7 protein-coding genes are annotated in these 15,930 nt (G+C 53.1%); 4 read left to right on the top strand and 3 right to left on the bottom strand.

Translation table 11 applies throughout. From position 1 onward, the window contains the following. Positions 1-39: 39 nt before the first annotated feature. Together ACLI1P_RS01030 and ACLI1P_RS01025 are read right to left on the bottom strand one after the other, a co-directional pair. On the bottom strand, positions 40-723 hold the full coding sequence (locus ACLI1P_RS01030; RefSeq protein ID WP_296135196.1) for an ABC transporter ATP-binding protein: 684 nt from the start codon (positions 721-723) through the stop codon (positions 40-42). Next, entirely contained in the window at positions 720-3,071 is a 2,352-nt protein-coding gene (locus ACLI1P_RS01025) for an FtsX-like permease family protein (RefSeq protein ID WP_411709207.1), read from the bottom strand. The genes ACLI1P_RS01030 and ACLI1P_RS01025 overlap by 4 nt, the downstream gene beginning before the upstream one ends. Before the next feature lie 414 nt (positions 3,072-3,485). Between ACLI1P_RS01025 and istA the strand changes: the two genes are divergently transcribed. From istA to ACLI1P_RS01005, 4 genes are all read left to right on the top strand, one after another. Then, on the top strand, positions 3,486-5,120 hold the full coding sequence (istA, locus tag ACLI1P_RS01020; protein ID WP_411709206.1) for an IS21 family transposase: 1,635 nt from the start codon (positions 3,486-3,488) through the stop codon (positions 5,118-5,120). 5 nt (positions 5,121-5,125) lie between these two features. Further along, positions 5,126-5,893, top strand: coding sequence for an ATP-binding protein (locus ACLI1P_RS01015; RefSeq protein WP_411708720.1), 768 nt, complete (start codon positions 5,126-5,128; stop codon positions 5,891-5,893). Positions 5,894-6,042: 149 nt separating this feature from the next. Next, on the top strand, positions 6,043-6,480 hold the full coding sequence (locus tag ACLI1P_RS01010; RefSeq protein ID WP_411709205.1) for a hypothetical protein: 438 nt from the start codon (positions 6,043-6,045) through the stop codon (positions 6,478-6,480). 207 nt (positions 6,481-6,687) lie between these two features. Beyond that, positions 6,688-6,891: a hypothetical protein gene (locus ACLI1P_RS01005; RefSeq protein ID WP_411709204.1), complete on the top strand. Its 204-nt coding sequence runs from the start codon at positions 6,688-6,690 to the stop codon at positions 6,889-6,891. Positions 6,892-7,092: 201 nt separating this feature from the next. Here ACLI1P_RS01005 and ACLI1P_RS01000 read toward each other — a convergent pair whose 3' ends face one another. Continuing rightward, complete coding sequence (locus tag ACLI1P_RS01000) at positions 7,093-15,831, bottom strand: VaFE repeat-containing surface-anchored protein (RefSeq protein WP_411709203.1); 8,739 nt, start codon at positions 15,829-15,831, stop codon at positions 7,093-7,095. Positions 15,832-15,930: the final 99 nt, after the last annotated feature.

Below are 15,930 nucleotides of genomic sequence, written 5' to 3'. Positions count from 1 at the left end.
CCCAGATTCTAAGGATCGTGGCGCCCCCCTTTCATTGTTTTATTGTTCGTCCGTCCGGGTGTCGTAGTCTACGAGCCCGTCTACAAGGTGAACTCGGCGGGGACTCGAGGACGCAATGTCCTCATCGTGAGTAACCATGACAATCGTCGTGCCCGCAGAGTTGATATCACGGAAGATGTCCATCACTTGGCGGCTATTCTCACTGTCCAGAGCACCCGTGGGCTCATCAGCGAAAATGATGCGCGGTTCATTGATCAGCGCGCGGCAGATGCCGACACGTTGGAGTTGGCCGCCCGAGGCTTCGGTGATGTCGCGGCTCGCTAGGGATTCTACGCCCAAGTGCTGCATGAGTTCGTGTGCGCGTTCCACAAGCTCATCCCGCGGCGCAAGGCCGGCAAGGAAGGCCGGAAAAATGACGTTGTCGAGCACGTTGAGGTTCGTGAGCAGGTGGATATGTTGGAAGACAAAGCCCATCTGTGTCAGTCGCAGTCGCGCCAGCTCCCTCTGACTGAGCTGGGTGAGGTCTTCGCCGCCGAGTATGACGCGCCCAGAGGTGACGCTATCCATGCCACTAAGCGCATACAGCAGAGTGGACTTTCCTGAGCCAGAAGGCCCGGTAATGGCCACCATGTCCCCGGCATCAATGTCAACGCTAATTCCGTGAAGCACGGTGTTATCGCCGAAAGCCTTGGTTACGTTGCGGGCGGACAGAAGGGTTGTCATTGTGCGGTCACCTCCGTGATATGGGTACGGCTGATGGAGCGGCTACCTAGCCACGTGGCAGCGGCAACCGAAAGAGAAAGAACGAGGGGAACAAGACCATACACCAGCCAGGGATTAACCATGAGCTGAATCTGGCTGCCACCTTGGCCGGCCGCCTCCATCCCGCCGAAGATGAGTTCCATTCCGAGGTTGAACACGCCCTCCCCGGCGATAAGGGCCAACACCATTCCCATCGGAACCGCACACGCGAGTACGGAGAGAGTCCGAGTGAGGTACTGAGTACGGATACCGTCGTCCGTGTTGCCCAACGCGCGCTGAATGGCAATCGGCGTGGAGTCGGTAGCAATGAGCATACGCACGAACATCAGCGTGATCAGAGCCGCAAGCAGTGCCGCTGTGGCCAGGATAATCAGGGCCACGGTTCGCAGAGACTGGGCGACAGGTCCGAAGGTTTGCTCTGCCATGGTCTCCAAAGCGACGGGGTTAGCTTTAGGCCAACGGTGAGACCACTCCTCCAACACCTCCTCAGGCTCAACGCCAGGTTGAAGGTCAACCAGCACCGTGTACCACGTGACATCTTCCGGCTTGGTATCCAGCAGCGCCTTGGCAGTCTTACCGCCGTTGGTGATGTCCTGGTATGAACCGACGATGGTCAAGGGTTTCAGTTCACCCTGCACATCAACGGGAATCTTCTCTCCCACGACGTATCCCGTTGAACTCAAGGACATCAGCGGCAGCGCGATCTCGCCAGGGTTATGTGGTGCACGGCCTTCGACATAGGCGGTGGACATGGTGTCGTGGTCGCCGCTGACAATGTTCATGCTGATGCGTTCTCCGGAAGCCGCAAGCACATCGTGACGGGACGTGGTGGTGAGGACGTGGTCAGCCACGGAATCGGCGTGGTGCAGGGTGGCGTCAATGTCGTGAGCAATGTCCGCATCCGCAGGCGATTCCGAACGCCAGCCAAAGTAGATGTCTGCCTGCGCAATGCCCATATAGGTGCTGAACCGCGGATCATTGGCTGTGTTGGCCGCAGCGGTGGGCACAATGACGATGAAGGTGGAAATAACCAGTACGCAGAAGAGAAGGACGTGCGTGCTCAGTCCACGCAGCAGCGCTATAAGGCCCAGACGAATATTTGTCGGTGTCCGCTTCGCCGTAGCGAGGCTAAGGCGCGGTCCCCTGCCAACCTCCTGTGTGCCTCCTGTTCGGAGCGCCTCCACGGCGCTCTTGCGTCCCACCCTGCGCAACATGACGAGAACAAACAGAACGGTAAGAACAAACATCAGCAGCGCGCCACACATCGCGCCGGCCACGCCCGCCCCACCATGTTGTACGCCTTGGTAGGCAGATAACCGCTGCGTCATTAGGGGTAGCAACCCCAGACCAAGTGCCAACCCCACGATGGCAGCGATAGCAGCTAGCGCAGCGTATTTCACTAAATACAGCCGCCGAATCCTGCTTGTGGGTACGCCAATAGCGCTGAGCACGCCAATCTCCTTGGCGTCGTGGCGCAACGTTGTCAAAAACGACAAGCGCAGAACGAGCAACCCCACGATGAGAAGAAGCAACGACGCCAAGATGATCGCTCCGGCACTAAACCCCTCGCCCACTGCAATGAACATACGGAAGGTAGCACGGTCCACCGTAGGGCCATTATTCGGTAATCCAGCATCCATGTATGCGGTGCTCACCGTTGGGATCTGGGTATCCGGGTCCTGGACCCACAACTCGATGAGGTACTCTCGCGTGCCGTAGTTGCGAGCGATATCCATGAAATCCGCGTCGTTGACCGCGATGCGCTTGGAGCCGGCAATCGGTGGATTCATGATTGAATCCCTCGTGAAACCTACAACCGTCAAGGACCGCGCGCTGGGCCCGGTGCCGATCTCCACAACGTCCCCTACCTGCAGGGAGCCCTCAATTTTGTACATGATCGGCATGATGGCGGTGCCGGGCTCTACCGCGTCAATGGGCTGGTTGTCCTCATTGAGCAAGAGGTCCCCACTCTTCGGCGGAACAACGAGTGAGTTCTGTTGGACGTTATCGCGTTGGTCCACACCAGCGAAGACAAGGTCGGAGCTGTTAAGCGTCAGCAGTTCGACTACCTGGTGGTCGGTGACATTCGGGGTGTCCTGGGCAAACCTGTCAATGCTGTGCTTATCGACGTCCCCCGCATGCATCTGCACGAGGTGTGGTGCCCGCGCTTGGTCGAGCAAAGCATCGGCTGCCCCGCCCAATTGCGCGATGAGGCCGGCACTTGCTGTCGCCAGCGCGACCGAGATCGCCATGAGGGCCGCAACCGCAAAGGTCAACACCGGATTTCGGAGGACATCGTTGCGAAGCATTCGGCCAAACATGGGGTGGATCACCTCACCGTCAAAACGAGCCTTACTCTGTAAGGTTGAGTTTACTTCGACTCCACCTCCCACGTGCGACTTGCGCGACGTGATGCACCCCACGACAGCTCCCTCTTTCTGCACTACCGCCCAAGTAAGCAAGAAAGGCTAGGTTAAGGGCTATCTTCGGTCTGTGGGTGAGGAGCACATTGAAGGTATTACGGACCTGACCCCCGGAAAGTGGACACGTCGAGGGTCGGGCCCACTACCGCGTGCTCGTTGTTGCGACCGGCTATTTGGTAGCAGCGTCGTGACTATCTGGTAGCGCTTTAGTGAGTATCTGGTAGCAGCTCAGGGCGCTCGGGATGATACTTCCGGTAGTCGCACCATCCGGGTGCGGCGTGTACTGGAAGGAGTCCGCTGATGACGGATTACCGTGCGGTGATGACGCTGCTTTTAGGGAAGCGTTCTTACCGCCAGATTGAAGACCAGCTCGGGTGCTCGCACCGCGCGATTTCCCGAGCGAACCAAGCGCTGCGAAGCCTTGGCCTGACCACTGCCCAGCAGGTCGCGGCGTTGACGAATGACGAGCTGGATGAGATATTCGTTGATAAACGCACCAGCGGGCAAGGCGAATTCGTCCCGATTGACTTTGACGCGGTCGTTAAAGCACGCACAGGGCGTGCGAAGCAGACACTGCAAGTATTGTGGACTCGCTACACTACCACCCCCGCCCAGCCGGGCCAGCGGCACTACAGCTACGACCGGTTCCGCCAGCTGGTTGCCTCCCATGTCGATGCGGCCGGGCTGACCGCCCGGATCACTCACGCACCAGGGCATACGATGCAGGTGGATTGGGCAGGGACCAGAATGCGCCTGTACGCCCCTTCCGGCACACCGGGTGAGAAAGTCAGCATTTTCGTCGCCTCGCTGCCGTATTCAGGGATGCTGTTTGCCTGTGCGTGTGTTGACCAGCGGCAGCAGTCCTGGCTTGATGCCCACCGCCAAGCGTTTGACTACTTCGGCGGGGTCTGCCAGGTTGTTGTACCCGATAACGCATCGACGGCGTCGAACGCGATCAGCACTGCCGATAGGAATCGGAAGGTCAACGACACCTACCAGCAGTTCTTGGAGCACTACAACACAGCAGCACTTCCCACTCGTGCGCGTCGGCCGAAGGATAAAGCGAATGTGGAAGCTGCGGTAAAGATCGTCACGCACAAAGTCATCCACGCGCTCGATGGCCACCAGTGTGTTGACTTAGACGAGCTCAACGGAAAGATTGTGGGCTTAGTCGACGCGATCAACACCTCCGTGCCGTTTCGCAGTCAGCAGTCAAGCCGCAGGGATCTCTTTGAAGAACACGAGCAACATCTCCTTGCTGACCTGCCGGAAACCCCGTGGCAACACACCGAGTGGAAGCGCGCGAAAGTGGCCCCAGATTTCCATATCACGGTTTCAACCGTGCGCTACTCCGTCCCACACCAGCTTGTTGGCCGCACTGTCGATGTACGCATCACCGGGCAAGTCTTGACCGTCTTTGACCAGGGAACAACCGTGGCAACCCACCGGGTTTCGCAAAAGCGTGGGGCCTATGTCACTGACTATGAGCACATTCCATCTGGAATGGACTCCACCCGTGGACTGTGGACAAGCGACTACTTTTACCGTGAAGCCAGCAAAACCGGCCCGGCAACACGCAAGGTCATCGAAGAACTCATCGCGGCGAAAGCCATCCCGGCCCAGGCATACCAGTCCTGCAGAAACGTTCTGTCAATGGGCAAACACGGCAACAAACCAATCCTGGAAGAGGCATGCCAGCGCCTGACCGCCAACGACGACAGCCGACGGGCGGTGTCCTATACCGCGGTCAAAAACATGATGGCCGTCGTACGCAAAGAACACGCCACACGGCCCCGCGGTCTAGACCAGCTCCCGCGCAGCACCACAACCAACCAGCCCACCGGCACAGCACCCTCCGACCGGGATACCACCGGCGCGTTTCTCGGCGGTGCAGAACAGTTCAGCATGGACAACCTCATTCAGAAAGGAAACTAAAGCCCATGTCATCACCAACCCCGCCAACAGATCGCTTCCTTGATGAATCCGTCCTGGCCGACTTCACCGCGCTGCGGATGACTGCCTTCGGCAGAAGCGTCATCGACATCGCCAACGACCCCGCATTCGACGCATGGACGTTTTCCCAAAAAGTGCTTTACGCACTCGATAAAGAAGTCGCGGCCAGGTGTGAACGACGCATCAACAAACTGCTGAAAGCATCCCGATCGCCAAACCTTGATGCTTGCCTTGAAAACGTGGTCTGCACACCTGACCGCAACATCAACCCCGAGCAAGTCAGCAGACTCGCTCACGGACAATGGTGCCACCTGGGCCAAAACATTGTCATCCTGGGCAAATCCTCAGTCGGCAAAACCTACCTCGCCCAAGCACTGATCACAGCAGCATGCCGCAACGACTACTCCGCACGGTTCTACCGCACCGACATGCTCGCCGCCGAACTAGCAGTCCTACAACCCGATGACCCCATACGGCTGAAGTTCATCCAACACCTCCACGACGTCGACGTCCTGGTCCTAGATGACTTCCTCACCACACCCATTAATGCCGCAACCGCGCACCAAATTCTCAACATCCTCGCCGGGCGTGAAGGCAAAGTGTCAACAATTGTGACCTCACAATTCACCCCGCAGGAGTGGTACAAGTCCATCCCCGACACCGTGATCTCCGAGTCAATCCTCAACCGACTCGTCTCCGGCGCCGAGATCATCACACTCGAAGGACCAAACATGAGACTGACCACCCACGCATAACCACCAACAACGCCTGAGTGAGACACCGCTACCGGATACTCACTCAGGCGCTACCAGATACTCACCACACCGCTACCATTTCAATCTTCTGAACACTCGTTGTGGCCAACAAGTTCCAGACGGGATTCAACTAGCCGTGCCTGTGCGCAATGTACGTGGACAAGCACGTCTCCGGGGTGTCCACGGTCCAGTCCTTGGCCCGCTTGAACCACATCTACCCGAACAAGCCAGCGCCGATGGCTGTGGACTCCATCAACAAACCAGAACTCATTGAGGCCGGTTTAAAGCGCTACTACCAAGGCGCTTCGATTGATACGGACATTGACCCCAAATCCCTTCACATGCTGGCAGATGAACTCGATACCGCGGGCTACTATGACCCAGACGAGATGAATAAAGTTGCTGAAGCCTACATGGCTAGCTTGAGTTCAGAGAAGCTACGTGGGGCCGCAGATAAGCTCCTAAGTCGCTGGCGCGCCGAAAGAGCCTCTGCTGATAAGGACACCCGCGAGCGCGCCAAAGACTTCAAGGCACATGAGCTGAAGTATCGCCATGCCTGGGAGTTCCTCTCCCAGATCATTACATAGGCCAACGATTTACGGGCAACCCCACGACGCCGACGTTTCGCGCCGCGCCATGCTGTGTGGCGTGCTGGCGCCGAATCTGCATATCACTGAGCTTGACGCCGCCGACAACCTCCTCACAGGCGTCACCCTAGCGGGAGTGGCCATTGCCCCAAACGGGCCGCAGAAGACGACCAGAGCGTCACTGAAGGTAAAGCAGGCCCACTAAACGTGCCTGAATTCACGGTTCTTCTTGGTGAGCCGCGCTCACCGCTGCGCACCGCATTCGAGGAAGCAGTCAAAAAGGTCAACAATATCTTCTCCATGGCGCGCGTTGACGCCAACAGCGATGAAACCGCGCACATGATTGTCGCCGCCTGGGGAACATTGTCCACCCTCACGGAGGCGGTGCGTCTCGGCAAGGAGGACACCTGAGACCAGCTCAAGCACTCCCGCAAGGTCCAGCAGGACGCCACCAAGGCGAGCTTTAGCGGCATCGAAAAGCGCATACAGTACGACGCATTGCTCACCGCTGGCTAGGCACAAGCGTTTAACGAATATACGAAGAAGCCCTCCAGTGTGCATACACATACTGGAGGGCTTCCTGCAGAACCCAGGTTCTGCTAGCGCTACAGGCTACTTAATGTAGCTCTGCATGCCCGGTTCAAGCTTGGTCGCACCAGACGGTACGTGCTTGATTTCGACACGCTCGGCGTTGGACGGCAGCGGCTGGCCAGCGTCCTCCGGCGCAGTAGCGTCCAGGGCATTCTTATCACGGTCACCGCGACCGGTGTCCTCGACAGACTCGTCCTTGACGTCGTTGTCACGGTCGTTGTCCTCGGTCACGTCACCGTGGTCATTGCCACCATCGTGGTCGCCATCGTTGGCGTTATGACCGCCATCATGGCCGCCATCGAAACCGTCGGCAATGATCTTGACGAGACCCAGACCCGGGATGAGCAGCAGCCACCACGCCAGGTCAGACTTGCTGGAACCGTTGTGGCCATCGCCATTGCCGTGGCTGTCGTCCGGGGTATCGGAAGGCTTACCCGGCTCGGGCGTCTTAGTGGTCGTCGTAGACTCACCCGGCTCAGGCGTCTTAGTGGTCGTCGTAGACTCACCCGGCTCAGGCGTCTTAGTGGTCGTCGTAGACTCACCCGGCTCAGGCGTCTTAGTGGTCGTCGTAGACTCACCCGGCTCAGGCGTCTTAGTGGTCGTCGTAGACTCACCCGGCTCAGGCGTCTTAGTGGTCGTCGTAGACTCACCCGGCTCAGGCGTCTTAGTGGTCGTCGTAGACTCACTCGGCTCAGGCGTCTTGTCCGACGACGTAGACTCACTCGGCTCAGGCGTCTTGTCCGACGACGTAGACTCACTCGGCTCAGGCGTCTTGTCCGACGACGTAGACTCACTCGGCTCAGGCTTCAACTCATCATGAGAATCAACAGTCTGAGCCTTGTCATTGATATCCGTGTGCTTAGCAATGTCATTCTTATCGCCAGACTCGGAATCCTTACCAGACGCATCCACCTGAGTAGACGTCAAGTACTCATAGGCAACACCCTGCTTAACAGAACCAGCCTCAACACCATCATTAACAATGATCTTGACATCAACATCACCCGAAGCAGACTCCGGAGTGAACTTCACCGGCTCGTCAGGATTGGACTTACCAATAACAGACTCATCAGCCTTGTTACGCAGCTCCGCATTCAGAACGTATTCCTTACCCGGAACCAAACCCTCATAGTGAACATGGTCAGTAACAACCGTGCCAGACTTCAGAGCCTCATGCTCACCAAGCTGATCAACCTTCGTACTAATCGACGGCTTCAACTCATCATGAGAATCAACAGTCTGAGCCTTGTCATTGATATCCGTGTGCTTAGCAATGTCATTCTTATCGCCAGACTCGGAATCCTTACCAGACGCATCCACCTGAGTAGACGTCAAGTACTCATAGGCAACACCCTGCTTAACAGAACCAGCCTCAACACCATCATTAACAATGATCTTGACATCAACATCACCCGAAGCAGACTCCGGAGTGAACTTCACCGGCTCGTCAGGATTGGACTTACCAATAACAGACTCATCAGCCTTGTTACGCAGCTCCGCATTCAGAACGTATTCCTTACCCGGAACCAAACCCTCATAGTGAACATGGTCAGTAACAACCGTGCCAGACTTCAGAGCCTCATGCTCACCAAGCTGATCAACCTTCGTACTAATCGACGGCTTCAACTCATCATGAGAATCAACAGTCTGAGCCTTGTCATTGATATCCGTGTGCTTAGCAATGTCATTCTTATCGCCAGACTCGGAATCCTTACCAGACGCATCCACCTGAGTAGACGTCAAGTACTCATAGGCAACACCCTGCTTAACAGAACCAGCCTCAACACCATCATTAACAATGATCTTGACATCAACATCACCCGAAGCAGACTCCGGAGTGAACTTCACCGGCTCGTCAGGATTGGACTTACCAATAACAGACTCATCAGCCTTGTTACGCAGCTCCGCATTCAGAACGTATTCCTTACCCGGAACCAAACCCTCATAGTGAACATGGTCAGTAACAACCGTGCCAGACTTCAGAGCCTCATGCTCACCAAGCTGATCAACCTTCGTACTAATCGACGGCTTCAACTCATCATGAGAATCAACAGTCTGAGCCTTGTCATTGATATCCGTGTGCTTAGCAATGTCATTCTTATCGCCAGACTCGGAATCCTTACCAGACGCATCCACCTGAGTAGACGTCAAGTACTCATAGGCAACACCCTGCTTAACAGAACCAGCCTCAACACCATCATTAACAATGATCTTGACATCAACATCACCCGAAGCAGACTCCGGAGTGAACTTCACCGGCTCGTCAGGATTGGACTTACCAATAACAGACTCATCAGCCTTGTTACGCAGCTCCGCATTCAGAACGTATTCCTTACCCGGAACCAAACCCTCATAGTGAACATGGTCAGTAACAACCGTGCCAGACTTCAGAGCCTCATGCTCACCAAGCTGATCAACCTTCGTACTAATCGACGGCTTCAACTCATCATGAGAATCAACAGTCTGAGCCTTGTCATTGATATCCGTGTGCTTAGCAATGTCATTCTTATCGCCAGACTCGGAATCCTTACCAGACGCATCCACCTGAGTAGACGTCAAGTACTCATAGGCAACACCCTGCTTAACAGAACCAGCCTCAACACCATCATTAACAATGATCTTGACATCAACATCACCCGAAGCAGACTCCGGAGTGAACTTCACCGGCTCGTCAGGATTGGACTTACCAATAACAGACTCATCAGCCTTGTTACGCAGCTCCGCATTCAGAACGTATTCCTTACCCGGAACCAAACCCTCATAGTGAACATGGTCAGTAACAACCGTGCCAGACTTCAGAGCCTCATGCTCACCAAGCTGATCAACCTTCGTACTAATCGACGGCTTCAACTCATCATGAGAATCAACAGTCTGAGCCTTGTCATTGATATCCGTGTGCTTAGCAATGTCATTCTTATCGCCAGACTCGGAATCCTTACCAGACGCATCCACCGCAGTAGACGTCAAGTACTCATAGGCAACACCCTGCTTAACAGAACCAGCCTCAACACCATCATTAACAATGATCTTGACATCAACATCACCCGAAGCAGACTCCGGAGTGAACTTCACCGGCTCGTCAGGATTGGACTTACCAATAACAGACTCATCAGCCTTGTTACGCAGCTCCGCATTCAGAACGTATTCCTTACCCGGAACCAAACCCTCATAGTGAACATGGTCAGTAACAACCGTGCCAGACTTCAGAGCCTCATGCTCACCAAGCTGATCAACCTTCGTACTAATCGACGGCTTCAACTCATCATGAGAATCAACAGTCTGAGCCTTGTCATTGATATCCGTGTGCTTAGCAATGTCATTCTTATCGCCAGACTCGGAATCCTTACCAGACGCATCCACCTGAGTAGACGTCAAGTACTCATAGGCAACACCCTGCTTAACAGAACCAGCCTCAACACCATCATTAACAATGATCTTGACATCAACATCACCCGAAGCAGACTCCGGAGTGAACTTCACCGGCTCGTCAGGATTGGACTTACCAATAACAGACTCATCAGCCTTGTTACGCAGCTCCGCATTCAGAACGTATTCCTTACCCGGAACCAAACCCTCATAGTGAACATGGTCAGTAACAACCGTGCCAGACTTCAGAGCCTCATGCTCACCAAGCTGATCAACCTTCGTACTAATCGACGGCTTCAACTCATCATGAGAATCAACAGTCTGAGCCTTGTCATTGATATCCGTGTGCTTAGCAATGTCATTCTTATCGCCAGACTCGGAATCCTTACCAGACGCATCCACCGCAGTAGACGTCAAGTACTCATAGGCAACACCCTGCTTAACAGAACCAGCCTCAACACCATCATTAACAATGATCTTGACATCAACATCACCCGAAGCAGACTCCGGAGTGAACTTCACCGGCTCGTCAGGATTGGACTTACCAATAACAGACTCATCAGCCTTGTTACGCAGCTCCGCATTCAGAACGTATTCCTTACCCGGAACCAAACCCTCATAGTGAACATGGTCAGTAACAACCGTGCCAGACTTCAGAGCCTCATGCTCACCAAGCTGATCAACCTTCGTACTAATCGACGGCTTCAACTCATCATGAGAATCAACAGTCTGAGCCTTGTCATTGATATCCGTGTGCTTAGCAATGTCATTCTTATCGCCAGACTCGGAATCCTTACCAGACGCATCCACCTGAGTAGACGTCAAGTACTCATAGGCAACACCCTGCTTAACAGAACCAGCCTCAACACCATCATTAACAATGATCTTGACATCAACATCACCCGAAGCAGACTCCGGAGTGAACTTCACCGGCTCGTCAGGATTGGACTTACCAATAACAGACTCATCAGCCTTGTTACGCAGCTCCGCATTCAGAACGTATTCCTTACCCGGAACCAAACCCTCATAGTGAACATGGTCAGTAACAACCGTGCCAGACTTCAGAGCCTCATGCTCACCAAGCTGATCAACCTTCGTACTAATCGACGGCTTCAACTCATCATGAGAATCAACAGTCTGAGCCTTGTCATTGATATCCGTGTGCTTAGCAATGTCATTCTTATCGCCAGACTCGGAATCCTTACCAGACGCATCCACCTGAGTAGACGTCAAGTACTCATAGGCAACACCCTGCTTAACAGAACCAGCCTCAACACCATCATTAACAATGATCTTGACATCAACATCACCCGAAGCAGACTCCGGAGTGAACTTCACCGGCTCGTCAGGATTGGACTTACCAATAACAGACTCATCAGCCTTGTTACGCAGCTCCGCATTCAGAACGTATTCCTTACCCGGAACCAAACCCTCATAGTGAACATGGTCAGTAACAACCGTGCCAGACTTCAGAGCCTCATGCTCACCAAGCTGATCAACCTTCGTACTAATCGACGGCTTCAACTCATCATGAGAATCAACAGTCTGAGCCTTGTCATTGATATCCGTGTGCTTAGCAATGTCATTCTTATCGCCAGACTCGGAATCCTTACCAGACGCATCCACCTGAGTAGACGTCAAGTACTCATAGGCAACACCCTGCTTAACAGAACCAGCCTCAACACCATCATTAACAATGATCTTGACATCAACATCACCCGAAGCAGACTCCGGAGTGAACTTCACCGGCTCGTCAGGATTGGACTTACCAATAACAGACTCATCAGCCTTGTTACGCAGCTCCGCATTCAGAACGTATTCCTTACCCGGAACCAAACCCTCATAGTGAACATGGTCAGTAACAACCGTGCCAGACTTCAGAGCCTCATGCTCACCAAGCTGATCAACCTTCGTACTAATCGACGGCTTCAACTCATCATGAGAATCAACAGTCTGAGCCTTGTCATTGATATCCGTGTGCTTAGCAATGTCATTCTTATCGCCAGACTCGGAATCCTTACCAGACGCATCCACCTGAGTAGACGTCAAGTACTCATAGGCAACACCCTGCTTAACAGAACCAGCCTCAACACCATCATTAACAATGATCTTGACATCAACATCACCCGAAGCAGACTCCGGAGTGAACTTCACCGGCTCGTCAGGATTGGACTTACCAATAACAGACTCATCAGCCTTGTTACGCAGCTCCGCATTCAGAACGTATTCCTTACCCGGAACCAAACCCTCATAGTGAACATGGTCAGTAACAACCGTGCCAGACTTCAGAGCCTCATGCTCACCAAGCTGATCAACCTTCGTACTAATCGACGGCTTCAACTCATCATGAGAATCAACAGTCTGAGCCTTGTCATTGATATCCGTGTGCTTAGCAATGTCATTCTTATCGCCAGACTCGGAATCCTTACCAGACGCATCCACCTGAGTAGACGTCAAGTACTCATAGGCAACACCCTGCTTAACAGAACCAGCCTCAACACCATCATTAACAATGATCTTGACATCAACATCACCCGAAGCAGACTCCGGAGTGAACTTCACCGGCTCGTCAGGATTGGACTTACCAATAACAGACTCATCAGCCTTGTTACGCAGCTCCGCATTCAGAACGTATTCCTTACCCGGAACCAAACCCTCATAGTGAACATGGTCAGTAACAACCGTGCCAGACTTCAGAGCCTCATGCTCACCAAGCTGATCAACCTTCGTACTAATCGACGGCTTCAACTCATCATGAGAATCAACAGTCTGAGCCTTGTCATTGATATCCGTGTGCTTAGCAATGTCATTCTTATCGCCAGACTCGGAATCCTTACCAGACGCATCCACCTGAGTAGACGTCAAGTACTCATAGGCAACACCCTGCTTAACAGAACCAGCCTCAACACCATCATTAACAATGATCTTGACATCAACATCACCCGAAGCAGACTCCGGAGTGAACTTCACCGGCTCGTCAGGATTGGACTTACCAATAACAGACTCATCAGCCTTGTTACGCAGCTCCGCATTCAGAACGTATTCCTTACCCGGAACCAAACCCTCATAGTGAACATGGTCAGTAACAACCGTGCCAGACTTCAGAGCCTCATGCTCACCAAGCTGATCAACCTTCGTACTAATCGACGGCTTCAACTCATCATGAGAATCAACAGTCTGAGCCTTGTCATTGATATCCGTGTGCTTAGCAATGTCATTCTTATCGCCAGACTCGGAATCCTTACCAGACGCATCCACCTGAGTAGACGTCAAGTACTCATAGGCAACACCCTGCTTAACAGAACCAGCCTCAACACCATCATTAACAATGATCTTGACATCAACATCACCCGAAGCAGACTCCGGAGTGAACTTCACCGGCTCGTCAGGATTGGACTTACCAATAACAGACTCATCAGCCTTGTTACGCAGCTCCGCATTCAGAACGTATTCCTTACCCGGAACCAAACCCTCATAGTGAACATGGTCAGTAACAACCGTGCCAGACTTCAGAGCCTCATGCTCACCAAGCTGATCAACCTTCGTACTAATCGACGGCTTCAACTCATCATGAGAATCAACAGTCTGAGCCTTGTCATTGATATCCGTGTGCTTAGCAATGTCATTCTTATCGCCAGACTCGGAATCCTTACCAGACGCATCCACCTGAGTAGACGTCAAGTACTCATAGGCAACACCCTGCTTAACAGAACCAGCCTCAACACCATCATTAACAATGATCTTGACATCAACATCACCCGAAGCAGACTCCGGAGTGAACTTCACCGGCTCGTCAGGATTGGACTTACCAATAACAGACTCATCAGCCTTGTTACGCAGCTCCGCATTCAGAACGTATTCCTTACCCGGAACCAAACCCTCATAGTGAACATGGTCAGTAACAACCGTGCCAGACTTCAGAGCCTCATGCTCACCAAGCTGATCAACCTTCGTACTAATCGACGGCTTCAACTCATCATGAGAATCAACAGTCTGAGCCTTGTCATTGATATCCGTGTGCTTAGCAATGTCATTCTTATCGCCAGACTCGGAATCCTTACCAGACGCATCCACCTGAGTAGACGTCAAGTACTCATAGGCAACACCCTGCTTAACAGAACCAGCCTCAACACCATCATTAACAATGATCTTGACATCAACATCACCCGAAGCAGACTCCGGAGTGAACTTCACCGGCTCGTCAGGATTGGACTTACCAATAACAGACTCATCAGCCTTGTTACGCAGCTCCGCATTCAGAACGTATTCCTTACCCGGAACCAAACCCTCATAGTGAACATGGTCAGTAACAACCGTGCCAGACTTCAGAGCCTCATGCTCACCAAGCTGATCAACCTTCGTACTAATCGACGGCTTCAACTCATCATGAGAATCAACAGTCTGAGCCTTGTCATTGATATCCGTGTGCTTAGCAATGTCATTCTTATCGCCAGACTCGGAATCCTTACCAGACGCATCCACCTGAGTAGACGTCAAGTACTCATAGGCAACACCCTGCTTAACAGAACCAGCCTCAACACCATCATTAACAATGATCTTGACATCAACATCACCCGAAGCAGACTCCGGAGTGAACTTCACCGGCTCGTCAGGATTGGACTTACCAATAACAGACTCATCAGCCTTGTTACGCAGCTCCGCATTCAGAACGTATTCCTTACCCGGAACCAAACCCTCATAGTGAACATGGTCAGTAACAACCGTGCCAGACTTCAGAGCCTCATGCTCACCAAGCTGATCAACCTTCGTACTAATCGACGGCTTCAACTCATCATGAGAATCAACAGTCTGAGCCTTGTCATTGATATCCGTGTGCTTAGCAATGTCATTCTTATCGCCAGACTCGGAATCCTTACCAGACGCATCCACCGCAGTAGACGTCAAGTACTCATAGGCAACACCCTGCTTAACAGAACCAGCCTCAACATCATCATTAACAATGATCTTGACATCAACATCACCCGAAGCAGACTCCGGAGTGAACTTCACCGGCTCGTCAGGATTGGACTTACCAATAACAGACTCATCAGCCTTGTTACGCAGCTCCGCATTCAGAACGTATTCCTTACCCGGAACCAGACCCTCATAGTGAACATGGTCAGTAACAACCGTGTCCTTCTTAAGAGCCTCATGCTCACCAAGCTGCTCAACCTTCGTACTAATCGACGGCGTCTTAGTGGACGGGTTAGAACCGCTTCCGCCGTTCTCGTCAGGCAGGCCCGGCTGATCCACAGTCATGACAGGTTGAGACTTCGAATTGGGATTATTGTTGGGGTATACAACGGTGATATACGCACCCGCAGGCTGCTTCTCAATCTCGACCGAGGTTTCCCTAACAAACTTCAGAGGATTGAACTGGGGGGGATTATCCACAGAGCCTGTAAAGCTATACCCAGTTAAGTTCTTAAATTCGTCAAGGTCTCCGCTAAATTTCGGAAAAGCTACCTGCCCTTGCTTGTCAAGCGGGTTGTT

The organism is Corynebacterium tardum (assembly GCF_046717785.1).
GTDB lineage: Bacteria > Actinomycetota > Actinomycetes > Mycobacteriales > Mycobacteriaceae > Corynebacterium.
The sequence above is the reverse complement of the archived record's forward strand: the minus strand, read 5'-3'. Positions and strand labels throughout refer to the sequence as shown.

Excerpts from the sequence above, each read along its gene's own strand:
- ACLI1P_RS01010 (WP_411709205.1), top strand. The coding sequence starts at position 6,043 with ATGTACGTGGACAAGCACGTCTCCGGGGTGTCCACGGTCCAGTCCTTG.
- ACLI1P_RS01025 (WP_411709207.1), bottom strand. The coding sequence starts at position 3,071 with ATGCTTCGCAACGATGTCCTCCGAAATCCGGTGTTGACCTTTGCGGTT.
- ACLI1P_RS01030 (WP_296135196.1), bottom strand. The coding sequence starts at position 723 with ATGACAACCCTTCTGTCCGCCCGCAACGTAACCAAGGCTTTCGGCGAT.
- istA (WP_411709206.1), top strand. The coding sequence starts at position 3,486 with ATGACGGATTACCGTGCGGTGATGACGCTGCTTTTAGGGAAGCGTTCT.
- ACLI1P_RS01015 (WP_411708720.1), top strand. The coding sequence starts at position 5,126 with ATGTCATCACCAACCCCGCCAACAGATCGCTTCCTTGATGAATCCGTC.